A 25,984-nucleotide genomic window follows, 5' to 3' on the forward strand; every position below is an offset into this window, starting at 1 on the left:
AACCAGACCTTACCTCAGTGCCGGTCGGTTTTCGCCGTCAGCCAGTCCATCAGGGCCAGCAGAACGCCCGAGACCACGAAGGTCAGGTGGATGATGACGCCCCACATCATGGCCGTCTCGTCCATCGCATGGCCGGGCTTGCCGATATTCATGAAGGTCTTCAGCAACTGGATGCCCGAGATCGCCACGATGGAGGCGATCAGCTTCATCTTCAGCCCCGAGAAGTCGACCGTGCCCATCCACGGCGGGCGATCCGCCTCACCGTCCAGATCCAGCTTGGAGACGAAGTTCTCGTAACCAGAGAACATCACGATCAGCAGCAGATTTCCGGCCAGCGACATGTCCACCAGCGTCAGGACGGCCAGGATGGCGTCGTTCGAATCCATCCGCTCGCCGATCACGAAGGCCTTCGGCACATAGTAGAACAGCTCGGTCATGAAGACCGCCAGAAGCATGGCCAGCGCCAGCACCAGCCCGACGTAGAAGGGGGCCATCAGCCAGCGCGACTGGAACAGAAGGCGCTCGAACGCCGTCTCTATGCGTGGCTTCAGCCCCATGTCCTATCCCCTCAGACGCGCGCCGATCTTTTCGGCCGCCGTCACGATCCGGGTCGAGAGTGCCTCGATATCCGCGTCGGTCAAGGTGGCCTCGCGCGGCTGGATGACGACCTCCAGGCCAACGGACTTCGACCCGTCCGCCACGCCCGGTCCACGATAGACGTCGAACACCCGCACCTCGGCGATCAGCGTCTTGTCCGCGCCCTGGACCGCCCGCACCAGATCGCCCGCTGCCCGATCGTCGGCGACGACGAAGGCGAAGTCGCGGGTGAGCGGCATCAGATTGGGCAGGTCGGCATTGCCGCGCGCCTTGGTCGGCTTCGCCTTGGGCTCGGGGATCGCGTCCAGAACGATCTCGAACGCCAGCATCGGGCCCTCGGCGTCCAGCGCCTTGAGCACGCGGGGGTGCACCGCGCCGAACTCGGCAATCACGGTCTTGGGCCCCAGTTGCAGCCGCGCCGACCGGCCCGGATGCCACCAGTCCCGGTTGGAGCCCTGGACCAGCTGGAGCGATCCGACCGGCGCACCGATGGCTTCGAGCACGCCCGTCAGGTCGCCCTTGAGCCCGAACAGGGTCTCCTCGCCCGGACCGGCCCAGTGACGGGCGGCGCGGGCAGAGACCAGGCCTGCGATGACGGTCCGCTGATCGCCCGGCTGATCTCCGGGATAGATCGGCCCGATCTCGAACAGGGTGACGTCGGCATGGCCCCGCGCGGCATTGCGCGCCGCCGCCTGGATCAGGTTCGGCAGGACCGAGGGCCGCATGCAGTCCAGATCGGACGCGATGGGGTTGTCGACGACCAGCCGCTCGTCGCCGCCACCGAACAGGGCGGCGATGTCCCGGCGCGTGAACGACCAGGTGACGGCCTCGGCATAGCCCAGCGCCGCCAGCGCACGCCGGGCGATCCGGACGCGGGTCTGGCGCGGGTTCAGAACGCCCTTCGACGGCGAGCCCTGATCGGGCAGGGGCGTGGAGGGCAGGTGCTGGAAGCCGTGGATGCGGGTGACCTCCTCGACCAGATCGGCCTTGCCCCCCACGTCGCGCCGCCACGACGGCGGGGTCACGATCCAGGGCCCGGCCGCACCGTCGGGGGCGGCCTGAACGAGGAAGCCGAGCTGACCCAGGATGGTGCCGATCCGGTCCTCGGACAGATCCATGCCCGACAGCTGTTTCACATAGGCGGGGTCGAAGGCGAAGGGGGTCGGGCTGGCAGGGGGCTCGCCGACGAAGACGATCCCGGACGGCTCGCCGCCGCACAGGTCCAGGATCAGCCGCGTCGCCAGCTCCAGTCCCGGCGTGACCGAGACCGGATCGACGCCGCGCGCGAAACGGTACTGGGCATCGGAGTTGATCGTCAGGCTGCGCCCCGTCTGGGCCGTGATCAGAGGATCGAACCAGGCGCTTTCCAGGAAGACGTCGGTGGTCTCGTCCGAGCATCCGGTCGATTCGCCGCCCATGACGCCACCCAGGCCGATGATGCGTTGTCCATCCGTATCAGCGACGACGCACATCTCGCTCGTGGCCCGATAAGTCATGCCATTCAGAGCAAGAAAAGATTCTTTGTGCCGCGTCGCGCCACCAGTCTCGCCTGCTTCGTTCACGAACGGCATTGGCTCAGTCATTCTGCCAGCCCGCACGACAATCTCGGTGCCCACAAGCTTCGCCACATCATAGACGTGCAGCGGCCGGGCGCGGTCGTAGGCGATCAGATTGGTGACATCGACCAGCCGGTTGATCGAGCGCAGGCCGATGGCCTGAAGCCGGGTCTGCAGCCAGGCCGGGGACGGCCCGTTCGATACGCCCCGGATCACGCGACCGGCAAACACCGGGCACATCTCCGGCGCGTCCAGCCGCACCGAGATGGGGCAGGGGAAGGCCCCGCGCACCACGGCGATGTCGAAATGCTTCAGGGTGCCCAGACCTGTCGCCGCCAGATCGCGTGCGATGCCCGTGACCCCCAGCCAGTCCGGCCGGTTGGGAGTGACCTCGAAGTCGATGACCGGCTCGGCCCCGAACAGCCTCGCCACCGGCGTGCCAACCGGGATCTCCGGGGGCAGTTCCTGGATGCCATCGCTCTCGTCGGCCAGCTGAAGCTCGGAGGCCGAACACAGCATGCCGTTCGACACCACGCCGCGTACCGGCTTCTCGACCAGGGTGACGCCCAGACCGGGGACGTAGGCCCCGATCGGCGCATAGATGGTGGTCAGGCCCGCGCGCGCGTTCGGGGCACCGCAGACGATTTCCTTGATCCCGTCGACGGTCTCGACCTGGCAGACCTGTAGACGATCGGCGTTCGGGTGGCGCTCGGCCGACACGATCCTGGCCACGGTGAACGGGGCGAGGGCGACGGTCGGATCGGCGACGTGCTCGACCTCCAGCCCGGCCATGGTCATGGCCTCGGCCACCTCGGCAGCGGAGGCGGTCGTGTCGAGATGATCCTTCAGCCAGGAGAGGGTGAACTTCATCGGGCGGCCAGTTCCGCCAGACCGGGCTCACCGAGACCTTTCAGAAAAACGTCCATGAACTCGTCACTGCCGGTGAAGCCGATGGCGTGAAAGCGGCACTCGATGAAGCGGCTGTTGCGGACCGGAATCACGCCGATCACCTGTTTGGGGCCGACGGGTTTGAGCAGCAGGTTGCGGACGTCTCCGCCATGAGGCCCCATGTTGCACCCCTGAAACTCCACCCCGCCGGCAGCAAGCAGAACCGCCGGGCCGGCAATGTCGCAACGCGTGAAGGTCTTGCCTTCGATCACCGACTTGCCGGCTTCGGAAACATGCTGGAACAGCACCGACAGCGGCAGGTGCATGTCGGTGTAAATCGCGAGCATCGCGAGGTTCGCGGGATGTGGGATCGGCGTCAGCATATCGAGGATCTCAGCTCAGGCCAGAAGCGGGGTTGGGGGCCGAAAAGGCGGAAAATCCATAGTGGGCCAGCCAGCGGACATCGGCCTCGAACATGGGGCGCAGGTCCGGCACGCCGTATTTGAGCATGGCCATCCGGTCCACACCCATGCCGAAGGCAAAGCCCTGCCACTGGTCCGGGTCGATGCCGCAGCTTTGCAGCACATGGGGATGCACCATCCCGCAGCCGAGAATCTCCAGCCAGTCGTTGCCCTCGTTCAGCACCAGCCTGCCGCCCGACCGGTCGCAGCGGATGTCCATCTCGGCCGACGGCTCGGTGAAGGGGAAATGGTGCGGGCGGAAGCGCGCATGGATACCGTCCAGTTCGAAGAAGCGCGCGACAAAGGTCTCCAGCGTCGTCTTCAGGTGACCCATATGGATGTCCTTGCCGATCACCAGACCCTCGATCTGGTGGAACATGGGCGTATGGGTCGCGTCGGAATCCTTCCGGAAAGTCCGGCCCGGCGCGACGATGCGGATCGGCGGCGACTGGCTCATCATGGTCCGGACCTGCACCGGGCTGGTGTGGGTGCGCAGCACCTTGCGCTCGCCCGTTTCCGGGTCGGGCCTGAGGAAGAAGGTGTCGTGGGTCTCGCGTGCCGGGTGTTTGGGCGGAAAGTTCAGGGCGGTGAAATTGTGGAAGTCGTCCTCGATGTCGGGCCCTTCGGCCACCGCGAACCCCATCTCGGCGAACAGGGCGATCATCTCGTCCATCACCTGCATGGTCGGATGGACCCCACCCTTGCGGCGCGGGCGGGCGGGCAGGGTCAGGTCGATGCGTTCGGCCGACAGACGCGCATCCAGCTCTGCGGCCTCAAGTTCGGCCTTCCTGGCCGCGATGGCCGAGGTCACCCGGTCGCGCAGGCCGTTGATCACGGGCCCCTGTTCGCGCCGCTCGTCGGGGCTCATCGCGCCCATGCCCTTCAGCAGGACGGAGATCGTCCCCGTCTTGCCGAGCGCCGCGACACGCACGGCCTCGACCTCGGCGACGGTGCTCGCGCCGCCGATGGCATTGTTCAGGTCGAGTTCGAGGCTGGCGAGGTCGGTCATCGTTCGGATCGTCTAGCGGCTGCGGCCCGAAGGGGAAAGTGGGCCGCCCGGATGCAGCCGGTCACGCAACGAAAAAGGGCCGGCGCAGTGCGCCGACCCTTCCGAATCTGTCGCCAGATCATCCGTGAGGACTATTCGGCGGCCTTCAGTTGACCCGCCGATTCCTTGCCGGTGCGGCGATCTTTTTCGACTTCGTACGAGACCTTCTGGCCTTCGTTCAGGCCGTTCATGCCCGCGCCTTCAACGGCGGAAACGTGAACGAACACGTCCTTGCCGCCGTCCGAGGGCTCGATGAAGCCGTAGCCCTTGGTGGAGTTGTACCATTTGACAGTGCCGGTAGCCATTTTAAGGACCTCCGTTAGCAGTTTGCATCAGGCAAGAGCGCCTGAAGCCTGTCGGGTCTGAATGGGATCGGCCAGAAACTCGGTGCGTTCGCAAAGAGAGAGGGGCGTTACGCAGAGAGATCGACGGCCCTCCTATGGACCGAAACGCCCCTGTGCACAACCTGAGTCTCGACCACACCGGAATCAGGCCGGGACCGGACCCTCCTCGTCCGGGTCTTCCAGGCTCGCGTCGGTGGGACCCGAGGCGGCGTCATCGCCCTCCGGCGCGACATAGTGGGCCACGCACAGCTTGCGCAGCGCCGACGTCAGGGAGCCACCGTAAAGCCGGTCCTGAACCCGCTCGTGCCCTTCCTGCTGCAGCCGGGTCTTGATGTCCCCCACGGTGCGGCACTCCCCGCTGCGGGCCAGTTCGTAGGCGCGTTCGAGGGTCGTCGGTCGAAAGTTGTTGCTCATCAACCCTAGATAGGGACGTCCGGCCCGATAAGCGAGGCGCTCAGCCTCGCGGCGACTTTCGACGCAGGACACGCCCTGCCGTCGCCATCTGCCGACGGGTGAAGGCGACGACCTCGCGGCTGGCCTGGGGCGCACCGACCGTGTCGGCCATGGTGGCACCCCGCGCGCCGATGTCCGCGCCGCCGTGGATGGTCGTGTCGATTGCGGTCTGGTGCTCGATCTCGGCGTTCAGCTTGGCCCCCATCAGGACCACCTGGACCGACAGCCAGACCCACAGCAGGAAGCCCATGGCGGTCGCCAGCGGGCCATAGGAGTCCATCCGGACGAAGGTCGTCAGATACCAGCTGAAGGCAAAGGAGATGAAGACGCTGACGCTGGCGGCAAACACCGCGCCCGGCACAAGCCAGCGGATGCGTGCCCGGGTCCGGCTCGGCCCGAACCGGTACATGGCCACCAGCGTCAGCACATAGAGGGCGAACAGCAGCGGCCAGCGCAGCGGGGTCAGTCGCTCCCAGTCGTCGGCCAGACCGAAAAGACCCAGAAAGATCGGCACCCCCACGACCAGGGCGGCACTGAGAAGAACCGCCGCCAGCCCGGACAGGGTGAAGGCGAAGCACAGCAGATTATACTGGATGAAGTCGCGCTTCTCGACCTCGTGGTAGGCGACGTTGATGCCGTGGAACAGCGTCTTGATGCCGTTGTTCGCCGTCCACAGCGACAGGGCGAGGGTCCAGATCAGGGTAAAGGTCAGCGATCCGGTCGACCCGGCCGCCAGCCGCGTCATCTCCTGACCCAGGAAGCCCGCGACGTTGGCGGGCAGGAAGGAATACAGAAAGGCGATGCGCGCCGGGGCGTCGGCGGGGTCTGCGAACAGGCCGTAGACGGTGACGAAGGCCGCAAGGGTCGGGAACAGCGACAACAGCATCAGGAAGGTCACCCCGCCCGCCACGAAGCCGACCTGATCGCTGAAATAGCCATTGGCGACCCGCCAGCCGATGTCGATCCATCCCTTGCGGGGAATATGGGCCGGGCGGCGCGCCAGGCGACCGCGCCCGGGGTGGATGGCGTCCAGGGCCTCCGGCGTCGGCGCTTCCGGCAGGGCCGGTACCGGTCGCTGCGGACGCAGTTCCAGACCGAACCTGTGGCTCTGGGTATAGATCAGATGCGCGGCGCCGGCGCCGGCCACGAGCCCGCCTGCGACAGCCCCGACGAACTTCCAGACAGGCGACAGAGAACGGCGGGGCGAAGGGATCATCGGTGCGGTCAACGGTTCAGGGCCCGGGGACGTTCCGGCCGGGCCACCTTGCCTGAAATCATCGGCTGGGGCACTGACCGGGCGTGGCCTCTCCTGATTTCGCGACCATCGCCGCCCTGTACCGCCACCCGGTCAAGGGCTTCACGCCCGAACCGCTGGGAGAGGCGTCGCTGGGCGCGGGCCGGGCCTTTCCCGGCGACCGGTTGCGCGCCGTCGAGATCGGTCCCTCGGGGTTCGATCCCGCTTCGCCGGACCACATTTCGAAGATGCGGTTCACGGTCCTGGCGCGCCTGCCCGGGATCGCCCGGGTGCGGACGCGGTGGGACGAGGCGACCGACACCCTGACCGTGTCGGCCCCGGATGCGACCGACCTGACCGTGCGGCTGGGTCTGGCCGGGGACGACCGCAGACTGGAGGCCTGGCTGACCGATTTTCTGGGCGAGCAGGCGACGGCACCCTTGCGTCTGCTGGACGGAGCCGGACACAGGTTCATGGACGATCCGGCCGGGGCGGTGTCGGTGCTGAATCTGGCCAGCGTGCGAGATCTGTCCCGGCGGCTGGGGGAAGAGGTCGATCCCCTGCGGTTCCGGGCCAATGTCTGGGTCGAGGGCTGGCCCGCCTGGGTCGAGAACGACTGGACCGGCCGCGATCTGGTGTTGGGCGAGGCGCGGCTGAGGGTGGTCAAGCCGATCGTCCGCTGCGTCGCGGCCCACGCGAACCCCGACACCGGAATCCGCGACATCGACGTGGTTTCCGCACTGCACGACCTTTATGGCCACCGCTGGTGTGGCCTCTATCTCTCGGTCGAGGCGGGCGGCGTATTGCGCCCCGGTGACCGCGCGGAGCTGATCTGAATGACCGATACCCCGACCCTCGTCTCCGCCTGGAAGGCCGCGCAGGGCGAGCTGAAGACCGCCCGCATCGACAGTCCGGCCATCGACGCCCGTCTGTTGCTGGAGGCCGCATCGGGTGCGTCGCGTCTCGAGATCCTGACCGACCCGCACCGGCCGCTGACGCCCGACCAGCAGACGACCCTGGCGGGCTATCTCGAGCGTCGCCTGAGACGCGAGCCCGTGTCCCGCATCCTGGGGCGCAAGGGCTTCTGGAAGATCATGCTGAACGTCACGCCGGACGTCCTCAGCCCCAGACCGGACACCGAGACCATTCTGGACGTCGCCATGCTGGCCTTCGAGCCGGCCCAGGCGTTCAATGCGATCGACCTTGGCACCGGCTCCGGCGCGATCCTGCTGGCGGTCCTGTCCGAGCGCCCCGGCGCCCGGGGGGTCGGCACCGACATTTCGTCGGAGGCCCTGGCCGTGGCCCGCGAGAACGCGGCCAACCTGGGCCTCGACGGTCGCGCCACGTTTCTGCGCACCGAATGGGCCGCCGGCTTCGGCGACGCCAGTTTCGACCTGGTCGTGTCCAATCCGCCCTACATCCCGTCCGGCGACATCCCCGGCCTGGATCCCGAGGTCCGCGACCACGATCCGCTTCTGGCCCTGGATGGCGGTCCTGACGGGCTGCAGGCCTATCGCGACCTGGCCCCCGAGATTGCCCGCATCCTCAAGCCCGGCGGCCTGTTCGCCGTCGAGATTGGCTGGGATCAGGGACCGCAGGTCAAGGCCCTGTTCGAGGCGGCGGGCCTGACGAACGTGAAGGTGGTCAAGGATCTGGGCGACCGCCACCGGGTCGTCACCAATGGCCCGGACCCCCGCACGACTCCGATCCGGACGTCTTGAGCCAGTTCGCACAAAACCCCTTCCAAACCCTCGCGTGCCGCGCTAAGTCCTGTATCGTCTCCCTCTCAACCGCATCTCGCCGGGCCGTCTTTCAAGGTCCTGTGACGCTCGGCCGGGAAGCGCGTGAAGGTCGTCGGTTTACAGCCGTCTGCGGACCACGACGGGCGACGAAAGTCCTTCCGATTACATCGCTGCCGGGATTGGCCCCCAGCGAACCGGAACCACGAACCCCGGCCTGAATCCCTCGCCTTTTGCGCAGGGCCACGCCGAACCAGCACGGTAAGCCTCTATGCGAGATTTCAAGGGCATGAAGCGCCAGCGCGGCCGCAACCGGAAACCCGGTGGCGGCGGTGGCAATGCCAATGCGGCCAACCCGAACCGCTCCTGGGACTCGCAAGGCCCCGAGAACATCAAGGTCCGTGGCAATGCCCAGACCGTCTACGAACGCTACCAGCAGCTGGCGCGCGACGCGGGATCGTCGGGCGACCGGGTTCTGGCCGAAAACTACCTGCAGCACGCCGAGCATTATTTCCGCGTCCTGCGCGCCCTTCAGCCCCAGCGGCCCGTCAGCGAGATCGCGGCGCGTGAGCTGTCCAACCAGGGCTATGACATCGATTTCGAGGACGAGACCGGGGCCCAGGCAGCGGCCTTCCTCGCCGCCCAGCAGGCGGCCGATCGCATCCAGCAGCAGAGCGACGCCCGCGACGCCGAGGCCGCGCAGGGTTCCCAGCAGCCGCGCGAACCGCGCGAATGGACGCCGCGCCCGCCGCGCGACAACACGGGCCGTGACGGTCAGGACCGCGAACAGAATCAGAACCGCGAGTGGACGCCGCGTCCCCCTCGCGAGACCCGTGACAATCAGGACGGCGGACAACCCCGTGCCGAGGGCGAACAGGGCGAGGGCGGACGCCGCGAGACCCGCCGCGAGCGCTGGGAGCGTCGCCGCGAGGAACGCAACCGTCGCTACGAAGCCGAAGGCGGGACGCCCGACACCCGGACCTATGAGGAGGCCGAGGGCCATCGCAGCGACAATGGTCGGGACAACGGCGACCGCACCGAAAGCGTTCGCGAAAGCGGCTCGGATGCGATCGCCTCGACCGCCCCGATCGCCTACACCCCGCCGGCCGAATCCGCGCCTGTCGCCGCCGAGCGTCCCGCCCGTCGCACGCGGACGCCGCGCGCCGAGGCGGATACGGACACCGCCGGGGCCCTGCCCGGCTTCCTGACCCGGCCCTCCGCGCCCGCGCCTGCTGCGGCCGACGAGGCGGCTCCGAAGCGCCGCGCGCCCCGCAAGAAACCCGACGGTCCCGCCGACACCGAATAGGGTCGGAAAAACCCTCACCCCTGACGCGGAGGCGGGCTTCACGCCCCGTCCCCGACGCCAGGACGGCCGCGTCCATACAGATCGGTCCACCGATTGCCGGGCGGGATCGAAAGACCCGTTGATGCCGCAGCGCGTGGCTAACCGACCCGCTGGAGCCCGGCGACGAAGAAGCCGTCCAGCCCGCCCTGTTCCGGCCAGAAGGACGGCAGGATCCGCAGCCATCCTTCGGGCGTCAGCGCCTCGTCCGGCGCGCCGACGGCGGCGGGATCGGCCGGGACGGTGCGGAACGCCGGGTTGCGGCGCAGGAAGGCGATGATCTGCGTCTCGCCTTCCTCACGTTCCAGCGAGCAGACGCAATAGACCAGACGACCGCCCGGTCTGAGCCGCAGGGCGGCGGCATCCAGCAGTCGATGCTGTACATCGGCCAGTTTGGCGACCTCGGCGGGCCGGGTGGCCCGAAGCACTTCCGGATTGCGCCGCAGGGTGCCGGTCGCCGTGCAGGGCGCATCCAGCAGAACGGCGTCGAAGGTGCGGATGTCGTCCCAGGCCTCGGCGGCCGTGACGACGATCTCGGCCGACAGCCCGGTCCGTTCCAGATTCTGTCGCAGACGACGCAGACGGGCCTCGGAGCGGTCCAGCGCCACTACCGCCGCGCCGGAGGCGGCCAGTTGCAGGGTCTTGCCGCCCGGGGCCGCGCACATGTCCAGCGCCGTCTCGCCGGCTCTGGTGGCCAGGAGCCGGGCGGGAATCGCCGCTGCCGCGTCCTGGATCCACCAGCCGCCGGCTTCATATCCGGGCCAGGTCGAGACATCGCCGCGAACGCCGGACCGGACCGTGCCGCCCGGCAGGACCGTGGCCGCCAGGGCCCCGGCCAGCGCCCCCGCGTCCTCGCCGGGCTTCAGGCTCAGGTCAGTCGGCGGTTCTTCGCGCGCGGCCAGGGCGATCGCGGCCAGCGTTGCGGGCCCATAGGCCTGACGCCAGCGCGCGGCGATCCAGTCGGGCAGGTTGGATTCGGCTGTCGTCATGCCGGGGCCCTCGCGCTCGACGCCGCGCAGCACAGCGTTGACCAGGGCCTTGTAGGGCCGGGTCCTGGCATCGCGCTCAGCCAGCTTCACGGCCGTGGAGACCGCCGCGAAGGCGGGCGTGCCCAGAACCAGCGTCTGGGCCAGCGACACCCGCAGCAGGGTCCGTACGGCCTCGGGCGGCGACTTCTTCAGGCGATGGTTCAGGATGTGATCGATCTCTCCCAGCCGGCGCAATGCCGCCATGGCGACCGCACGCGCGAAGGCCCGGTCGGGTCCCGGCAGGGCCGCGACGGCCGGCAGGGACATGGCCTCGTCGAGGCCGTTTCGCCGTTCCAGCGCCGCGTTCAGCAGGATGCCGGCGGCGATCCGCGCCTCGACGCCGATGTCGGCGGCACCGTCCGGTTCGGCCGGTCGCTGGATCGGTTCTCGCCTTGGCCCGCGCGCCTTGTCGGCCATGCGCCGACCCCGTGCCCCGGAATCCTTGCCCCGCGGCGAGCCCCCGCTCAAACCGACACCGTCATACGGAGACCTGCGCGCCCAGTTCGACCACGCGGCCGGGCGGGATGTGGAAGAAATCGGTCGGATTGGCCGCGTTGCGCATCAGGAAGATGTAGAGCTTGTCCTGCCACAGCGGCATGCCCTGCGACGCCGACGGCACCACCGAGCGACGGCCCAGGAAGAAGCTGGTCGACATGATGTCGAACTTCAGCCCCTGCTTGCGACACAGGCCGAGAGCGCGGGGCACCTGCGGGCTTTCCATGAAGCCGAAGCTCAGGGTGATCTTCTTGAAGTCGTCGTTGATGGGTTCCATCGTGACGCGCTCCTTGTCGGGCACACGCGGCCGGTCGGTGGTCCGCACCGTCAGGATGATGTTCTTCTCGTGCAGCACCTTGTTGTGCTTGAGGTTGTGCATCAGGGCGACGGGGGCGACATCCGGGTCGCTGGTCAGGAAGATGGCCGTGCCCGGCGCGCGGTGGGGCGGACGGGCCCGGAGCATCTCGATCAGATCGACCAGCGGCAGACTGTCCTTCTTGGCCTTGGCCGACAGGATCTGCGATCCCCGCGTCCAGGTCCACATGATCAGCACCAGGATCGCGCCCAGGACCAGGGGCAGCCAGGCCCCGTCCGGAATCTTCAGCAGGTTGGAGGTCAGGAATACCGTATCGATGAAGCCGAACGGGATCAGGGCCGCAAGGGTGGCCCAGATCGACCAGCCCCATTTCCGCGTGATGACGGAATAGGCCATCAGGGTATTGATCAGCATCACGCCGGTGACCGCCACGCCATAGGCGGCCGTCAGGTTGTGCGAGCTCTGGAACACGAACAGCAGGGACAGGACCCCGAGCATCAGGAAGGTGTTGACGGCCGGAACGAAGATCTGGCCGGCCTGGGTCTCCGAGGTGAAGCGAATATCGATCCGGGGCAGCAGGCCCAGCTGCACGGCCTGTTGCGTCACCGAGAAGGCCCCCGTGATCACCGCTTGCGAGGCGATCACGGTCGCGGCCGTGGCCAGCCCCAGCATGGGCCAGTAGGCAAAGTGGGGCACCATGGACCAGAACGGATTCTCGGCCGCGCCCGGATTGTCGAGGATGAGCGCGCCCTGGCCGAGGTAGTTCAGCGTGAGGCAGGGCAGGACGAAGCACAGCCATCCGGTCCGGATCGGCGCCTTCCCGAAATGACCCATGTCGGCATACAGCGCCTCGGCTCCCGTGACGGCCAGAAAGACGCTGCCGAGGATGATGAAGCCCAGGAAACCGTCGTTCAGCAGCAGCATCATCCCGTAGTGCGGCGAGAGGGCCCGCAGGATCGAGATGTCGTCGAAGATGTGGTAAAGGCCCAGGGCCCCGAGCGCGAGGAACCACACGGCCGTGATCGGCCCGAAATACCTGGCCAGGCCCGCCGTGCCCCGCGACTGGGCCAGGAACAGGCCAATCAGAATGGCGGCCGAGATCGGCACGATGAACGCATCCAGCCGCGTCCCGACGCCCGGCGCATCCTTGACCCCCTCGATCGCCGACAGGACCGAAATGGCCGGCGTGATGATGCCGTCGCCATAGAACAGGGCTGCGCCGCAGACACCGAGCGCGAAGATCCATGCGCTACGCCGCCCCACGGCGTGGGTCGCCAGCGCCATCAGGGCCAGCGTTCCCCCTTCGCCCTTGTTGTCCGCGCGCATCAGGAACAGGACGTATTTGAACGTCACCACGATCATCAGCGCCCAGAAGGCCAGCGACACCACGCCGATGATGGCCAGTTCGCCGCCGACGCCGGACCGGGCATGCGCGATCGCCTCCCGCAGGGCGTAGAGCGGGCTGGTGCCGATGTCGCCAAAGACCACGCCGATCGCGCCGATGGTCAGGGCCCAGAACCCGGCCTTGCCGTGCGCCGAGCCGACCGCGGGCGCGGGTGTGCCGTCGATGGATGTGGTGAGCGAGGCGGGGGAAGCGCCGTCGCCGGGGGATGCGTCCCCTGCCATGAAAATCCTCCGGGCACCGCATCTGGCGGACCCATCAAAGCGGAGCGCCTTTAGGCTCATTGCGCGGGGGTTTCAATCGCGCGGCTGCGGTTTCGGTTGAACCGTGTTCGCGCGGGCCGAAAGCGACATTTGTGATTCGCGGCCCGGGTGCCTACCTTCCGGGCTGGAACACACATAAATGTCAGACAGCCAACGCTTCCCCGTCGCCGCCCACGCCCTGGCCTATCTGGCCCACAAGGGCGCGTACGACCCCGCGCACGCGGCACCCAGTGCGGTCCTGGCCGCCTCGGTCCCGACGAATCCCGTGGTCATTCGCCGCGTCACGGCGCTTCTGGCCAAGGCCGGCCTGATCGCGACCCGCCCGGGTGCGTCCGGCGGTTCGTGGCTGCTGCTGCGCCCCGAGGACATCCGGCTGGATGTGGTTCTGAAGGCTGTCAACGGATGCGCCCACCTTGGTTCGGCGCCGGCCGGAGCGAAGGGCTGTCCTGTGGGCGAACACATTCCCCGTCAGGTCGGCAAGGTGCTGACCCTGGCCGATCAGGCGGCATCGGAGGCGCTCAGCCGCATCACCATTGCCGATCTGCTGGCCGAGAACGCGCCGGCGCTCGACGGCGTCGCCGTCCACGGTGCCTGTGCCGGGGCGGTCCGCGCCGGCTCCCGGGTGACGGCCTGAACCCGACGGTGCGACGCCGCATCCTCATCACCGGCGCCTCCGCCGGGATCGGTGCCGCCCTGGCCCGCGTCTATGCGGAGACGGGCTGGGACCTGATCCTGACCGCGCGCCGGGAAGCGGTCCTGTCGACACTCGCCGACCAGATCAGAGCCGACCACGGGATCGATGTCGTCGTCATCCCGGACGATCTGGCCGATCCGGAGGCGCCCCGGCGGTTGGTCCGGGCCATTGCGGCCCGCGGCCTCACGGTCGATGGCCTGATCAACAATGCCGGCTTTTCGCGCACGACCGGGTTTCTGGCGACCGACCCTGCCCGGCACGCGGCCATGGTGCAGGTCATGCTGTCGGCACCGGTCGCCCTGTCGCGGCTCCTCCTGCCGGGCATGGTCGAGCGCGGGTTCGGGCGGATCATCAACGTCGCCTCCCTGGCCGGTCAGATGCCCGCGACCGGGGGCGATACCCTGTACGGTCCGATCAAGAGCTTTCTGATCAAGGCCTCCCAGGGGCTGTGGCTGGAGACGCGGGGCACCGGCGTCCACGTCACCGCCCTGTGCCCCGGCTACACCCTGACCGAGTTCCACGACGTCAATGGCTCGCGGGAACAGGTGTCGTCGGCCTATCCGGCCTGGATGTGGCAGACGGCGGACCACGTCGCCCGGGTCGCCCATGCGGCCTGCGAGGCCGACCGACCGCGCGTGACGCCGGGCCTGATGAACAATGTCCTCGCGGCCCTGGGCAAGCTGCTGCCGGACGGTCTGGCGCTGCGGATGGTCGCCGGGCACGCGCGGCGGCTGAAGCGGATTTGACCCGCGTCGCTTGAGCCCGACCGCAAATCAGGCGCTAGGATAGACCGATGTCGAGCCCTGAACGCACGTTCGGACTGATCGGAACCGGCGGGTTCGCGCGCGAGGTCATGCCGGTGGCCCGCGGCTTCCTCAGGCACCACCCGGACCTGGGCATCGAGCCCGGCCGGATCGTCTTCGTTGATCGTGAGGGCGGCGCGCCGGTCGACGGTATCCCGGTGCTGTCCGAGGCCGAGTTCCTGGCCCTGGATGGTGACCGTCACTTCACCCTCGCCGTCGGCGACGGCGCGGTGCGCCAGGCGATTGCGGAGCGGCTGGAGGCCTTTGGCTGCCATCCCCTGTCGATCCGCGCGGACAATGTCCTGCTGCCCGACGACCTGGACTGCGGCCCCGGCGCGGTGTTCCAGCCCTTCAGCATGGTCACGGCCGATGCGCGGATCGGGCGTCAGTTCCAGTGCAACCTCTACAGCTATGTCGCTCATGACTGCGTGGTCGGCGACTATGTCACCCTCGCGCCGCGCGTCAGTCTGAACGGCAATGTGGTGGTCGAGGACTTCGTCTATATCGGCACCGGGGCCGTGATCCGTCAGGGCACGCCGGAGCGGCCTCTGGTGCTGGGGCGTGGCTGTGTCATCGGCATGGGGGCGGTGGTGACGAAGGATGTGGCGCCGGGTGTCACGGTCGTCGGCAGCCCCGCCCGTCCACTGGAGGCGAAATGAACGAGAGAGTCTTCTTCATCGCCGAGGCGGGGGTGAACCACAACGGCGACCTCGATCTGGCCCTGCGCCTTGTCGAGATCGCCCACCGGGCCGGGGCCGACGCGGTCAAGTTCCAGACCTTCACGACGGACAAGGTAATCGCCGTCGACGCGCCCCTGGCCGACTATCAGAAGGCCAATGCCGGTGCACCCACGGCGGTCGAGATGCTGAAGGGGTTCGAACTGCCGCATGCCGACTTCGCGCGCATTGCCGACCACTGCCGCGCTGTCGGCATCGAATTCATGTCCTCGCCCTTCGATCTCGACAGCGCCGCCTTTCTGGCCGGGATCGGCATGACGAAGTTCAAGCTGGCCTCCGGCGAGATCACCAACGCCCCGTTCGTGCGCGGCGTGGCCCGGCTGGCGGCCGAGGCGGGCGGGTCGGTCATTCTGTCGACCGGCATGAGCACCCTGGACGAGGTGGCGGAGGCGGTGGGCTGGATCGAGGGCGAGGGGTGCCGCGACCTGACCATCCTGCACTGCGTCTCCAACTACCCGGCTCCGGCCAGGGACGCCAACCTGCGGGCCATGGACACCCTGGCCCAGGCCTTCGGTCATCCGGTCGGCTGGTCCGACCATACCCTGGGCGATGCCGTGTCGCTGGCCGCCGTCGCGCGCGGGGCGCGGGTGGTCGAGAAGCATTTCACCCTCGACAACGCCCTGGCCGGCCCCGACCACGCCATGTCGATGGACCCGGACGGCCTGGCCCGTCTGATCGCCGGCATCCGCGCGGTAGAGGCCTCACTGGGCGACGGCATCAAGCGGCCGGTGGAGGCCGAGCGCGAGATCATGACCGTGGCCCGCCGCAGCCTGTTCGCCGCGCGCGACATCGCGGCGGGGGCCGTAGTGACCGAAGCCGACCTGATCGCGCTCAGGCCCGGTGACGGGATTTCCCCTGCGCGCAGGGGCGAGGTCCTCGGGCGCAAGGCGACAACAGCGATCTCCGGCGGAACCCGGATCGCCCTGACCGACCTGGGTTAGCCCTTCGACCTAATGCCCGCCGGTCGGATACGGGGCCGTCACCCCCGTGGCGAACATGCCGGGCAGGGCCTCGCCCAGACCCGCCAGGATGAACTGGATCGCCAGGGCGCACAGGATCAGGCCCAGAACGCGCACGATGATGGCCATGCCGACATCGCCCAGGACCCGGCTGATCGGCGCCGTGGCCGAGAAGGTCACGAAGGTCGCAAAGGCCGCCGCCCCGATCGCCAGCATGCCCGCGACCGTTCCGGCATAACCCAGCTTCTGCGCCTCGCCCGCCTGGATGATGATGGTGGAGATCGCTCCCGGCCCGATCAGCAGCGGCATGGCGAAGGGCACGATCAACCGCTTGAACCGCCGCTGCGCATAGCCGCGCACATCCTTGGCGTCGGCGGCCGCGTCGGCGTCCGCGAACATGGTCAGGAAGTCGCCGCGCGTCATGTCCAGGCCCAGCAACAGCAACAGGATCCCGCCCGCGATCCGGAACGCCGCCAGCGATATGCCGAAGAACTGCAGCAGCCACAGGCCGGTGAAGAAGAAGAAGGCGAGGAAGACGGCGATGAAGACGCAGATCAGGGCCGAGACCGACAGTCGCTGGCGCGCGCTTGCCCCCGTCGTCGCGGCGGCGAAGATCGGGATGTTGCCGATCGGATCGACCAGGGCGAACAGGGCCACGAACAGGTTGACCCCCAGATCGAGCGCGTTCATTCCCTGTCCCTCAGCCCATCAAGAATCGCCGGTCGCCCGACGCGAACCCTCGCGCCCCGTCTAGCCGGTCATGTGGAGCCCGTCGATGACCTCGCCTCTCCTGTCCGACCCGCGCCTGATCGTCGGGCTTGATCTGCCCTCGGTCGAGGCGGCCGGCGCCCTGGTCGATCAGCTCGGCGACGGCGTGAGTTTCTACAAGGTCGGGCTGACCCTGCTGGCGCGCCCCGGCGGCGTCGCATTTGCCCACGGCCTGCGGGCCAGGGGCAAACAGGTGTTCCAGGACTGGAAGCTGCACGACATCGGCGCCCAGGTGGAAGGCGCTGCGCGCTCGGTGGCCGAGGGCGGCTGCGACCTGCTGACCGTCCACGCCGAGCCGCAGGTGATGCGGGCCGCCGTCAAGGGACGCGGCGGACTGGCGACGAAGATCCTGGCCGTCACCGTCATGACCAGCCTTTCGGACGAGGACCTGAAGGAGATCGGCTATTCCGCCTGCGCCCGAGATCTGGTCGAGGCCCGCGTCCGTCAGGCTCTTGATTGCGGCGTCGACGGTGTCGTCTCCAGCCCTCTGGAAGCTGACCGGGTGCGCCAGATCGCGACCGGGGCGGGCCGTCCCGACTTCCTGATCGTCACGCCGGGCGTTCGCCCCGCCGGAGCCGACGTCGGTGACCAGCAGCGCGTGGCCACACCCGCTACCGCCCTGCGCGCCGGGGCCACCCATCTGGTGGTCGCCCGGCCCGTCATCGCGGCCTCCGACCCCGTCAGGGCCGCTGCCGCCATCGTCGCCGAGATGGCCGGAGTGGCCTAACCCCGCTCGCCCGGTTCCTGCCGATAGGGCAGGCTGACCCCGTCGTCGCCGGGGGGCAGGTCGCCGGAGTATCCCGCAGGTGCCTGAATATAGACGGGGGCCTGATCGATCACCCGGGGTGCCTGGACCGGGGCTTCATGGCCGCTGCCATAGGTTTGACCGTCGTAGCGTTCGTAGCCCCCGGACGAATAGCCCTGCTGCACATAACCCCGGCCTTCCACGCCGGCCTGATAGTCGTGATTGCGATACTCGACCGACTCCTGCGGGACGGCGTAATAGGGCTGGGCCACATAGCGCGGGCCCCCGCAGCGGCAGTCGCTCCGGCCATGCGGATCGCGATCCGAATACCGGTTCCCGCGATCGTAGCCGCCGATGTGGCTGTCGCAGCTGACGTAGCACGACGGCGGAGGCGGAGGCGGCGCGCCGCACGATCCGCACTGGTCCGTGGTCACATAGCGCCGTCCGAACCCGCGCACGGCATAGCCGAACGGACGACTGGGGCCATAGCCGGGACCATGAACGACCACCGCGCCGACGCTGCCGCCATAGCCCAGCGAATCCCAGCCGCCATAGCCGCTGCCCGAAACGAACGCGCCACCATATCCGCCGCCGCCCCGGATCGCGCCGACATCATAGCCGCGCGCATTGATGACCGCCCCCGTGCCGGCGTACGAACCGGCATAGGCCCCGGCGTTGGCGTTCACATTGACGTTGACGTTGGTGTTGACGTTCCCGCCACCGTATCCCGGGTGGTGACCGCCATAGCCCCCGCCGGGGTGACCCCCGCCGCCGCAGCCGCTCATGCAGCCGCCGCCCCCCGGGTAGCCGCCGCCGGGTGGTCCGCCGTGTTCACCCGCCGCGGCGGACCCGGCCAGCAGCGTAACGGCGGCGAATGTCGAGATCAGAAAGGGTTTCACTGGGCGAGACTCCACGCATGACGTGCAGCCTAGAGCGACAGATCGCGCTTCGGTTCCGGATGCGCCTGAGGCGGGAGGTATGCTTTCCAAACGTGGTAAAACTCCCCTCCCCGGCGTGAAGCCGATACCGGGTCCCGCCGGAGGAGCGCTCGACGGTTGTCGGCGGCACCCCCCGTCGCTACGACAGTCCGGCTCCTTTCAGAGGCTTGCTGATCCATGCCCGACCAGACCGACAAACAGACCTTTTCCGATCAGGAGGCCCTGGATTTCCACCGGCTGCCCCTGCCGGGCAAGGTCTCCATGGCTCCGATCAAGCCGATGGCGACCCAGCGCGACCTGTCGCTGGCCTATTCGCCGGGCGTCGCGGTGCCGGTGCGCGCCATCGCCGACAATCCGGACCTGGCCTACGACTATACGTCCAAGGGCAATCTGGTCGCCGTGATCTCGAACGGCACCGCCATCCTGGGCCTGGGCAATCTGGGCCATATGGCGTCCAAGCCGGTGATGGAGGGCAAGGCCGTCCTGTTCAAGCGGTTCGCCGACGTCGACAGCTTCGATGTCGAGGTCAAGACCACCGACCCGGACGAGTTCATCACCGTGGTCAAGAACATCGGCGACACCTGGGGCGGCATCAATCTGGAGGATATCAAATCCCCCGAATGTTTCGTGATCGAGAGCGAGCTTCAGGACCTGCTGGACATTCCGGTCTTTCACGACGACCAGCACGGCACGGCCATCATCTCGACCGCGGGCCTGATCAACGCCTGTCACATCACCGGGCGCCGGTTCGAGGATGTGAAGATGGTCCTGGTGGGTGCCGGCGCTGCCGGCCTGTCGTCCCTGAGCCTGATGAAATCCCTGGGCGTCAGGCCCGAGAACGCCACGGTCGTCGATCTGCACGGCGTGATCTACCGCGGGCGGACCGAGGGCATGGACCAGTGGAAGTCGGTCCACGCGATCGACACCGAAAAGCGCACCCTGGCCGAGGCCATGGTCGGTGCCGATGTGGTGCTGGGTCTGTCGGCCAAGGGGGCGATCACGCCCGCGATGGTCGCCTCCATGGCACCCCGGCCGATCATCTTCGCCATGGCCAATCCGGATCCCGAGATCACTCCGGAACAGGTCCTGGCCGTGCGCAGGGACGCCATCATCGCCACCGGCCGCTCGGACTATGTGAACCAGGTCAATAACGTCCTGGCCTTCCCCTATCTGTTCCGCGGCGCACTCGACGTGCGCGCCCGACGGATCAATCACGAGATGAAGATCGCCTGCGCCCACGCCCTGGCCCAGCTGGCGCGCGAGGACGTGCCGGACGAGGTCGCGGTGGCCTATCGGGGGCGCAAGCTGAAGTTCGGGCCGGACTACATCATCCCGACGCCCTTCGATCCGCGTCTGATCTGGTACATCCCTCCGTTCGTCGCCCAGGCCGCCATGGACACAGGGGTTTCCCGCGTCCCGATCGACGACATGGACGAGTACCGCGCCCGGCTGCGCGAACGGGTCGATCCCTCCGCCGCCCTGATGCAGAAGATTTCGTCGGCCGTGCGCGCTGCCCCGAACAAGAGGGTCGTGTTCGCGGAAGGCGAGGAATCGACCGTCATCCGCGCCGCCTGGGCCTTCAAGCAGGCCGAGCTCGGCACACCGATCCTGCTGGGCCGCGAGGACCTGATCCGCAAGAACGCCGCCGAGGCCGGGCTCGACTTCGACGCCATGGGGATCGAGATCGTCAATGCCCGCGTGTCGGAGATGAACGACGCCTACACCGACTGGCTGTATGAAAAGCTGCAGCGCCGGGGCTATCTGCGGCGCGACGTGCAGCGGATGATCAATCAGGACCGCAACTATTTCGCCGCCGCCATGGTCGCGCGGGGGCAGGCGGACGCAGTGGTCACGGGCACGACCCGCAACTTCAACATGGTGCTGAAGGAGATTCGTCGCGTCCTCGACGTGAAGGACAGCCTGATCGGACTGTCCATCGTCCTGGCCAAGGGGCGAACCATCTTCGTGGCCGACACCTCGATCCACGAGCTGCCGGACGCCCACGAACTGGCCGACATCGCCATCCAGGCGGCGGCGACGGTCCGCAAGCTGGGCCGCACGCCGCGTGTAGCCTTCCTGTCCTATTCCACCTTCGGCAACCCCCCCGGAGAACGCGGCGACAACGTCCGCGCCGCCATCCGCATTCTGGACGCCAAGGGGGTGGACTTTGAATATGAGGGCGAAATGCCGCCCGACCTGGCCCTGGATCCGGGCCAGCGGGCCAACTATCCGTTCATGCGGCTGAGCCGGGACGCCAATGTGCTGGTCATGCCGGCGCTCCATTCCGCCGCCATCTCGACCCAGCTGGTCCAGGCCCTGGGTGGTGCGACCGTGATCGGGCCGCTGCTGGTCGGGCTGGAGAAGTCGGTTCAGATCGTCTCGCTGGGAGCTTCGGTCTCGGAGATCATCACCGCCGCGACCTTCGCGGCCTATGAGGAGGCCGTCAGCGTCGCCTTCGAACCCGACGACACGGTCGAGGCCCCGCATCCCAGCAAGGCGGCCGAACGCTCGATGGCCGCCACCGCAGTGCCGCCGACGGTCTGACCGATCAGGCGGGGTGACGCGTCAGGCGGTCGCCGGGTCGGCCGGATCCCTGGTCTTGCGGTGGTGATTGAGCAGCAGCCAGCACAGCAGCACGGCCGGGATGCCGACCGCCGCCGTGCCCGCAAAGAACAGGGCGTAGGCCTCCATCAGGGACCGTCCGGGTTCCAGGCTTTCCACCACCACGCCCGAGAACCCCTTCAGGAACTTTCCGAGCAGGGCATAGAAGGAGCTGAGCAGGGCGTACTGGGTGGCCGTGTAGCCGATGCTGGTCAGACTGGCCATGTAGGCGACCAGGGCCGCGCCTGCGAAGCCTTCCGAGAAGTTCTCGACGAACAGGACGCCTCCGAAGACAGGCGTCGACAGGCCGACCACCGCCATGAGGGTGTAGCCGAGGTTGGACAGCGGGCCGATCAGGGCACCCAGCAGCAAGGTCTTGCCGAAGCCGAACCGCACCGCGAACAGCCCGCCCGCCGCAATGCCGAGGAAGGCCGCGATCAGGCCGACGCTCAACCGCATCGCGCCGATCGTCGGCTTGTCCAGACCGAGGTCGGTATAGAAGGGTCCGACCATCGGCCCCATGACGAAGTCGGGCAGTCGATACAGGCTGATCGCCGCCAGCATAAGAAAGGCCACGGCGCCGTGTGTCTTCAGGAAGGTCAGGAAGGGGCCGACGATGGCGTCGAACAGTCCGCGTGGACTCAGCAGGGAGACCTGACCGGTGACCTCGGCCAGGGTGCGGCGGTCCACGGGTTCCTTGGCGAACAGCGTGGCAATGATGGCCAGACTCATCGCCGCGCCCCACACTGCATAGGCCCCGTTCCATCCCAGCCAGGCCGCGAAGAACAGGATCAGGGCATTGCCTGCGAGGATCGCGAAACGATAACCGAGCTGGAAGGCCGATGTCAGCAGGGCCTGATCCTCGTCGCCGTCGGCGCTTTCGATGCGCCAGGCGTCCACGACGATGTCCTGCGTGGCGGAGGCGAAGGCCGTGACGAGGGCCGCGATGCCCAGTGCGGTCAGTCCACCCTCGGGGCCGATGATCGCCATGCCGATCAGGGACAGGCCGACGACGATCTGTGAGAGCAGCATCCAGCCCCGCCGCCGTCCGAACCGGCCGAGGAACGGCACGTCGAACCGGTCGATCACCGGGGCCCACAGGAACTTCATCGAATAGGCCAGCCCGACCCATGAGATGAAGCCAATGGCGGCCAGTTCGGCTCCGCCTTCGCGCAGCCACAGGCTGAGCGTTGCGCCCGTCAGCAGAAAGGGAAGGCCGGAACCGAAGCCGATCACCAGGGCGATGAGCACCCGGCCGCGGCCCAGGGCCTTGAACACCTCCATCGCGCCGGCCGCCGTCTTCGGCGCGGGCGTATCGTTCGCTGGCGTGTCTTGCGTCATGAGGATCGGCGTCTCCGGCGGACGCCCCCCCGGCGTCGCTATCCAGCCGCGACCTTGGCGCGGAAGTCTCCGGTCGTCCAGCGCACCAAAGCTGACCGCAACGCCTCGAGCTCCAACGGCTTGACGAGGTGGTCGTCCATCCCGGCCTCCAGACAGACCTTGCGGTCCTCGGCGAAGGCGTTGGCGGTCAGGGCGACGATGGGCGTGCGGTCGCCCGAGGCGCGGATTTCGCGGGTGGCGGCGGGGCCGTCCATGACCGGCATCCGCATGTCCATGAAGACGAGATCGTACCGGGCACGTTTCATCGCCGCGACGGCTTCGCTGCCCGTGGCGGCGGTCTCGACGACACAGCCCTCGCGCCGCAGCAAGGTTCTGGCCAGAAGCGCGCCAACCGGATTGTCCTCCGCCAGCAGCACCCGGGTTCCGGCGAACCGGACGGGCAGGACCCGGTCGTCCTCTGGGGCCGCGAGGCGCGGGGCACCGGGCAGGGCCTCCGCCTGATGCGCGGCCAGGACCCGTTCGACGAGCGATGCACGGCGCAGGGGCTTGATCAGGTAGCCGGCGAAACCCATCCCGCGATAGCGGACGATCAGCTCGCGCTCGGATGGTTTCAGCAGGATGATGCCGCGCCCGCCCTCGGGCAGGGCCGCCAGCGCCTGGCCGGTCTTCAGGGTCTCGGCATGATCGACCAGGGTCACGGGCGCCAGGTCGCCGGTCGGCCAGGGCGAGCCGCCGCTGGCCACGATCTGGGCCTCTGCGGCCTCACGGACGAATGCGTCGGGACTGCGCACCGCGACCAGGAGTCCGTCCAGCGGCCGGGCGCGAGGCTCGGCATCGGGGGCCGCCTCGAAGGCCGCCTCGAACCGGAAGCGCGAGCCCGGCACCGCGCCGGCGTCGGGCCGATCCTCGACGGTGACGGTCCCGCCCATGGCCCGCGCCAGTTTCTGCACCACCGCCAGACCCAGCCCGGCCCCGCCATGGCGCGTGGCATCGGAGGCATCGACGTGGCCGAATTCCTCGAAGATGCGCGCCCGGGCCTCGGCCGGAATGCCCGGCCCCGTGTCGTCGACGATGAAGGCCAGCACCGGCCGGGCGTCGGTCCCCCCCGCCCGTTCGACGGCGATGCGGACACCGCCGGCGTCGCTGAACTTGACCGCGTTTCCGGCCAGGTTGAACAGGACCTGACGCAGTCGACCCTCGTCGGCCAGGACGTCGGTCGCGTCGGTGCCGACCGACCACACGATTTCCAGCCCCTTTTCGTGGGCGCGAGGGCTCAGCAGTTCCGCGACCCCGCGCACCAGGCCTTCGGGATCGACGGGCGCGAGATCGAATTCCAGCTTGCCGGCTTCCAGCCGGGCATAGTCCAGCAGGTCGTTGACGAGGCCCAGCAGGTGCTCGGCCGAATCCCGGGCGGCCTCGGCATAGGCGCGCTGTGCGCCGTCCAGTCGGGTGCGTGTCAGCAGGCCCAGCATGCCGATGACGCCGTTCAGCGGCGTGCGCATCTCGTGGCTCATCAGTCGCAGGAAGGGATCCGCCCCACCCAGATTCGTCACCGGGGTCGTGTCCGCTGCCGTGCTCGCCCTGGTTCGCCGCGCCATGCCCGCCTCCGCTGGGTCGGAGAGTGGGCGAAAGGGGTTAACGACGGCCTATCAGCTACCAGGCGGGAATTGCGGCCTGTCCGCCCCCCTGCCGCTCGAAGTCGCCCTGGGCGCCGACGGTGGATCGGCGATAGATCAGGGCTTCGGCGATGTGGCGACGGAGGACTCCGGTCGCGCCTTCCAGATCGGCGATGGTCCGGGCCAGCCGCAGGGTCCGGGTCCAGCCGCGCGCGGTCAGCCCCCCGGCCTCGCCCGCCCGCATCAGCAGGGCGCGACCGGCCGCGTCCGGCGTGGCGAATCGCTCCAGCACCTCGCCCGAGGACCGGGCGTTCAGGGCCTGCATCGGGTCCAGTCCCGCCTCCCGCACCCGATCCTCCTGCATGGCGCGGGCGACGGCGACGCGGGCCGCTGCCTCGGCGGTACCCTCCGCCGGGCTGGGCAGGGCCATGTCGGCGGCGGTTACGGGCGGAGTCTCGATCGTCAGGTCGATGCGGTCGAACATCGGGCCCGAGATGCGGTTCTGATAGTCGCGCTGGCACCGGGGGGCCTTGCCGCACGCCCCCTTGCCCGCGCCGCCGAGGCCACAGCGGCAGGGATTCATGGCCGCCACCAGCTGGAACCGCGCCGGATAGCGGACATGGGCATTGGCGCGGGCCACGACGATCTCGCCGGTTTCCAGCGGCGCGCGCAGACTGTCGAGCGCCTGGGCCGAATATTCGGGCAGTTCATCCAGGAACAGCACGCCATTGTGCGCCAGCGACGCCTCGCCCGGCTTGGCGCGCAGGCCTCCGCCGGTCAGGGCGGCCATGGAGGCGGAATGGTGGGGGCTGCGGAACGGCCGCTCGCGCGTCAGGGCTCCGCGCTCGATCAGCCCGGCGACCGACCAGACCATGGAGGTTTCCAGCAGTTCCGTCGGCGTCAGCGGCGGCAGCAGGCCGGGCAGGCGCTGGGCCATCATCGACTTGCCCGATCCGGGCGGCCCGACGAACAGCAGATTGTGGCCCCCGGCGGCGGCGACTTCCAGAGCCCGCTTGGCGCTTTCCTGACCCTTGACCTCGCGCAGGTCCGGTATCGCGGTTCCCGACCGCACCGGCCCCGGCTCGGGGGCCCGCAGGATGGTCGTGCCCTTGAAATGGTTGATCAGACCGATCAGCGAACGGGGGGCCAGGATCGAGACGTCGCCCGCCCATGCCGCCTCCGACCCGTTCGCCTCGGGGCAGATCAGGCCCAGCCCCATGGCCGAGGCGGCGACCGCGGCCGGCAATGTGCCGCCCACCGGCTGGATCCGTCCGTCGAGGCCCAGCTCCCCCAGGGCCGCCCAGCCCTGCAGCGCATCGGGCTGGATCACGCCGAGCGCGGCCAGCAGGGCCAGGGCGATCGGCAGGTCGAAATGACTGCCTTCCTTGGGCAGGTCGGCGGGGGCCAGATTGGCGATGATCCGCTTCGCCGGCAGCGCCAGGCCGATGCCGGCGAACGCCCCGCGCACCCGCTCGCGGCTTTCGGCCACCGCCTTGTCCGGCAGGCCGACGATGGAGAAGACGGTCGGACCGTCCGAGCCGACCAGCTGCACCTCCGCGCTGACACGCCGCGCCTCGACCCCCTCGAACGCCACCGTCGCGATACTCGCCAGCATG

Annotated in this window: 23 protein-coding genes; 9 read left to right on the plus strand and 14 right to left on the minus strand. The window is 68.6% G+C overall.

Annotated features, from left to right (window positions below):
- Positions 1-14: 14 nt before the first annotated feature.
- The 7 genes from O3139_RS02100 to O3139_RS02130 all read right to left on the minus strand — a co-directional run bounded on the left by O3139_RS02100 (position 15) and on the right by O3139_RS02130 (position 6,494).
- Complete coding sequence (locus O3139_RS02100; protein ID WP_269515253.1) at positions 15-557, minus strand: TIGR00645 family protein; 543 nt, start codon at positions 555-557, stop codon at positions 15-17.
- A gap of 3 nt (positions 558-560) precedes the next feature.
- Complete coding sequence (gene pheT, locus O3139_RS02105; protein WP_269515254.1) at positions 561-3,023, minus strand: phenylalanine--tRNA ligase subunit beta; 2,463 nt, start codon at positions 3,021-3,023, stop codon at positions 561-563.
- Complete coding sequence (locus O3139_RS02110) at positions 3,020-3,424, minus strand: hypothetical protein (protein WP_269515255.1); 405 nt, start codon at positions 3,422-3,424, stop codon at positions 3,020-3,022. The genes pheT and O3139_RS02110 overlap by 4 nt, the downstream gene beginning before the upstream one ends.
- Positions 3,425-3,434: 10 nt before the next feature.
- On the minus strand, positions 3,435-4,511 hold the full coding sequence (gene pheS / locus O3139_RS02115) for a phenylalanine--tRNA ligase subunit alpha (protein ID WP_269515256.1): 1,077 nt from the start codon (positions 4,509-4,511) through the stop codon (positions 3,435-3,437).
- A 131-nt stretch (positions 4,512-4,642) separates the two neighbouring features.
- On the minus strand, positions 4,643-4,855 hold the full coding sequence (locus O3139_RS02120) for a cold-shock protein (RefSeq protein WP_013267912.1): 213 nt from the start codon (positions 4,853-4,855) through the stop codon (positions 4,643-4,645).
- 183 nt (positions 4,856-5,038) lie between these two features.
- Positions 5,039-5,308 carry a hypothetical protein gene (locus tag O3139_RS02125; RefSeq protein WP_269515258.1) on the minus strand — a complete coding sequence of 90 codons (270 nt, stop codon included), beginning with the start codon at positions 5,306-5,308 and terminating at the stop codon, positions 5,039-5,041.
- Between the two features lie 40 nt (positions 5,309-5,348).
- Positions 5,349-6,494, minus strand: a complete 1,146-nt coding sequence (locus O3139_RS02130) for a YihY/virulence factor BrkB family protein (protein ID WP_269515259.1) — start codon at positions 6,492-6,494, stop codon at positions 5,349-5,351.
- A gap of 152 nt (positions 6,495-6,646) precedes the next feature.
- Here O3139_RS02130 and O3139_RS02135 point away from each other — a divergent pair, with 152 nt between their 5' ends.
- The 3 genes from O3139_RS02135 to O3139_RS02145 all read left to right on the plus strand — a co-directional run bounded on the left by O3139_RS02135 (position 6,647) and on the right by O3139_RS02145 (position 9,626).
- Complete coding sequence (locus tag O3139_RS02135; RefSeq protein WP_269515260.1) at positions 6,647-7,417, plus strand: MOSC domain-containing protein; 771 nt, start codon at positions 6,647-6,649, stop codon at positions 7,415-7,417.
- On the plus strand, positions 7,418-8,302 hold the full coding sequence (gene prmC, locus O3139_RS02140) for a peptide chain release factor N(5)-glutamine methyltransferase (protein WP_269515261.1): 885 nt from the start codon (positions 7,418-7,420) through the stop codon (positions 8,300-8,302). It begins immediately after the preceding gene.
- 289 nt (positions 8,303-8,591) lie between these two features.
- Positions 8,592-9,626, plus strand: a complete 1,035-nt coding sequence (locus O3139_RS02145; RefSeq protein ID WP_269515263.1) for a DUF4167 domain-containing protein — start codon at positions 8,592-8,594, stop codon at positions 9,624-9,626.
- Positions 9,627-9,763: 137 nt separating this feature from the next.
- Here O3139_RS02145 and O3139_RS02150 read toward each other — a convergent pair whose 3' ends face one another.
- The gene (locus tag O3139_RS02150) at positions 9,764-11,107 is read right to left on the minus strand and encodes an RsmB/NOP family class I SAM-dependent RNA methyltransferase (RefSeq protein WP_269515264.1); all 1,344 of its coding nucleotides are present in this window, start codon (positions 11,105-11,107) and stop codon (positions 9,764-9,766) included.
- A 61-nt stretch (positions 11,108-11,168) separates the two neighbouring features.
- Positions 11,169-13,127, minus strand: coding sequence for a potassium transporter Kup (locus O3139_RS02155; RefSeq protein WP_269515265.1), 1,959 nt, complete (start codon positions 13,125-13,127; stop codon positions 11,169-11,171).
- Between the two features lie 178 nt (positions 13,128-13,305).
- On the opposite strand from O3139_RS02155, the gene O3139_RS02160 reads away from it, so the two are divergent.
- Genes O3139_RS02160 through neuB form a run of 4 tightly spaced genes read left to right on the plus strand, consistent with a single transcriptional unit; the run spans position 13,306 to position 16,341 of the window.
- Positions 13,306-13,800: an Rrf2 family transcriptional regulator gene (locus O3139_RS02160; RefSeq protein WP_269515266.1), complete on the plus strand. Its 495-nt coding sequence runs from the start codon at positions 13,306-13,308 to the stop codon at positions 13,798-13,800.
- Between the two features lie 8 nt (positions 13,801-13,808).
- Positions 13,809-14,606: an SDR family NAD(P)-dependent oxidoreductase gene (locus O3139_RS02165; protein ID WP_269515267.1), complete on the plus strand. Its 798-nt coding sequence runs from the start codon at positions 13,809-13,811 to the stop codon at positions 14,604-14,606.
- 47 nt (positions 14,607-14,653) lie between these two features.
- Positions 14,654-15,322, plus strand: coding sequence for an acetyltransferase (locus O3139_RS02170; protein WP_269515268.1), 669 nt, complete (start codon positions 14,654-14,656; stop codon positions 15,320-15,322).
- Entirely contained in the window at positions 15,319-16,341 is a 1,023-nt protein-coding gene (gene neuB / locus O3139_RS02175) for an N-acetylneuraminate synthase (protein ID WP_269515269.1), read from the plus strand. The genes O3139_RS02170 and neuB overlap by 4 nt, the downstream gene beginning before the upstream one ends.
- Positions 16,342-16,350: 9 nt before the next feature.
- Here neuB and O3139_RS02180 read toward each other — a convergent pair whose 3' ends face one another.
- Positions 16,351-17,049: a MarC family protein gene (locus O3139_RS02180; RefSeq protein ID WP_269515270.1), complete on the minus strand. Its 699-nt coding sequence runs from the start codon at positions 17,047-17,049 to the stop codon at positions 16,351-16,353.
- A gap of 85 nt (positions 17,050-17,134) precedes the next feature.
- Between O3139_RS02180 and pyrF the strand changes: the two genes are divergently transcribed.
- Positions 17,135-17,854, plus strand: a complete 720-nt coding sequence (gene pyrF, locus O3139_RS02185) for an orotidine-5'-phosphate decarboxylase (protein ID WP_269515271.1) — start codon at positions 17,135-17,137, stop codon at positions 17,852-17,854.
- On the opposite strand, the gene O3139_RS02190 is transcribed toward pyrF, so the two are convergent.
- Positions 17,851-18,771, minus strand: a complete 921-nt coding sequence (locus tag O3139_RS02190) for a hypothetical protein (protein WP_269515272.1) — start codon at positions 18,769-18,771, stop codon at positions 17,851-17,853. The genes pyrF and O3139_RS02190 overlap by 4 nt on opposite strands.
- A gap of 216 nt (positions 18,772-18,987) precedes the next feature.
- Here O3139_RS02190 and O3139_RS02195 point away from each other — a divergent pair, with 216 nt between their 5' ends.
- Positions 18,988-21,354: an NADP-dependent malic enzyme gene (locus tag O3139_RS02195; protein WP_269515273.1), complete on the plus strand. Its 2,367-nt coding sequence runs from the start codon at positions 18,988-18,990 to the stop codon at positions 21,352-21,354.
- A gap of 21 nt (positions 21,355-21,375) precedes the next feature.
- Here O3139_RS02195 and O3139_RS02200 read toward each other — a convergent pair whose 3' ends face one another.
- Genes O3139_RS02200 through O3139_RS02210 form a run of 3 tightly spaced genes read right to left on the minus strand, consistent with a single transcriptional unit; the run spans position 21,376 to position 25,983 of the window.
- Positions 21,376-22,752, minus strand: a complete 1,377-nt coding sequence (locus O3139_RS02200; RefSeq protein WP_269515274.1) for an AmpG family muropeptide MFS transporter — start codon at positions 22,750-22,752, stop codon at positions 21,376-21,378.
- A 38-nt stretch (positions 22,753-22,790) separates the two neighbouring features.
- On the minus strand, positions 22,791-24,350 hold the full coding sequence (locus tag O3139_RS02205; protein WP_269515275.1) for a response regulator: 1,560 nt from the start codon (positions 24,348-24,350) through the stop codon (positions 22,791-22,793).
- Between the two features lie 55 nt (positions 24,351-24,405).
- The gene (locus O3139_RS02210; RefSeq protein ID WP_269515276.1) at positions 24,406-25,983 is read right to left on the minus strand and encodes a YifB family Mg chelatase-like AAA ATPase; all 1,578 of its coding nucleotides are present in this window, start codon (positions 25,981-25,983) and stop codon (positions 24,406-24,408) included.
- Position 25,984 lies beyond the last annotated feature (1 nt).

The organism is Brevundimonas subvibrioides (assembly GCF_027271155.1).
GTDB lineage: Bacteria > Pseudomonadota > Alphaproteobacteria > Caulobacterales > Caulobacteraceae > Brevundimonas > Brevundimonas subvibrioides_D.

Bases quoted from the DNA above. Each gene is read 5' to 3' on its own strand.
- O3139_RS02100 (WP_269515253.1), bottom strand. From the start codon at position 557: ATGGGGCTGAAGCCACGCATAGAGACGGCGTTCGAGCGCCTTCTGTTC.
- pheT (WP_269515254.1), bottom strand. From the start codon at position 3,023: ATGAAGTTCACCCTCTCCTGGCTGAAGGATCATCTCGACACGACCGCC.
- O3139_RS02110 (WP_269515255.1), bottom strand. From the start codon at position 3,424: ATGCTGACGCCGATCCCACATCCCGCGAACCTCGCGATGCTCGCGATT.
- pheS (WP_269515256.1), bottom strand. From the start codon at position 4,511: ATGACCGACCTCGCCAGCCTCGAACTCGACCTGAACAATGCCATCGGC.
- O3139_RS02120 (WP_013267912.1), bottom strand. From the start codon at position 4,855: ATGGCTACCGGCACTGTCAAATGGTACAACTCCACCAAGGGCTACGGC.
- O3139_RS02125 (WP_269515258.1), bottom strand. From the start codon at position 5,308: ATGAGCAACAACTTTCGACCGACGACCCTCGAACGCGCCTACGAACTG.
- prmC (WP_269515261.1), top strand. From the start codon at position 7,418: ATGACCGATACCCCGACCCTCGTCTCCGCCTGGAAGGCCGCGCAGGGC.
- O3139_RS02145 (WP_269515263.1), top strand. From the start codon at position 8,592: ATGCGAGATTTCAAGGGCATGAAGCGCCAGCGCGGCCGCAACCGGAAA.
- O3139_RS02150 (WP_269515264.1), bottom strand. From the start codon at position 11,107: ATGGCCGACAAGGCGCGCGGGCCAAGGCGAGAACCGATCCAGCGACCG.
- O3139_RS02155 (WP_269515265.1), bottom strand. From the start codon at position 13,127: ATGGCAGGGGACGCATCCCCCGGCGACGGCGCTTCCCCCGCCTCGCTC.
- O3139_RS02160 (WP_269515266.1), top strand. From the start codon at position 13,306: ATGTCAGACAGCCAACGCTTCCCCGTCGCCGCCCACGCCCTGGCCTAT.
- O3139_RS02170 (WP_269515268.1), top strand. From the start codon at position 14,654: ATGTCGAGCCCTGAACGCACGTTCGGACTGATCGGAACCGGCGGGTTC.
- neuB (WP_269515269.1), top strand. From the start codon at position 15,319: ATGAACGAGAGAGTCTTCTTCATCGCCGAGGCGGGGGTGAACCACAAC.
- O3139_RS02180 (WP_269515270.1), bottom strand. From the start codon at position 17,049: ATGAACGCGCTCGATCTGGGGGTCAACCTGTTCGTGGCCCTGTTCGCC.
- pyrF (WP_269515271.1), top strand. From the start codon at position 17,135: ATGACCTCGCCTCTCCTGTCCGACCCGCGCCTGATCGTCGGGCTTGAT.
- O3139_RS02195 (WP_269515273.1), top strand. From the start codon at position 18,988: ATGCCCGACCAGACCGACAAACAGACCTTTTCCGATCAGGAGGCCCTG.
- O3139_RS02200 (WP_269515274.1), bottom strand. From the start codon at position 22,752: ATGACGCAAGACACGCCAGCGAACGATACGCCCGCGCCGAAGACGGCG.
- O3139_RS02205 (WP_269515275.1), bottom strand. From the start codon at position 24,350: ATGGCGCGGCGAACCAGGGCGAGCACGGCAGCGGACACGACCCCGGTG.
- O3139_RS02210 (WP_269515276.1), bottom strand. From the start codon at position 25,983: ATGCTGGCGAGTATCGCGACGGTGGCGTTCGAGGGGGTCGAGGCGCGG.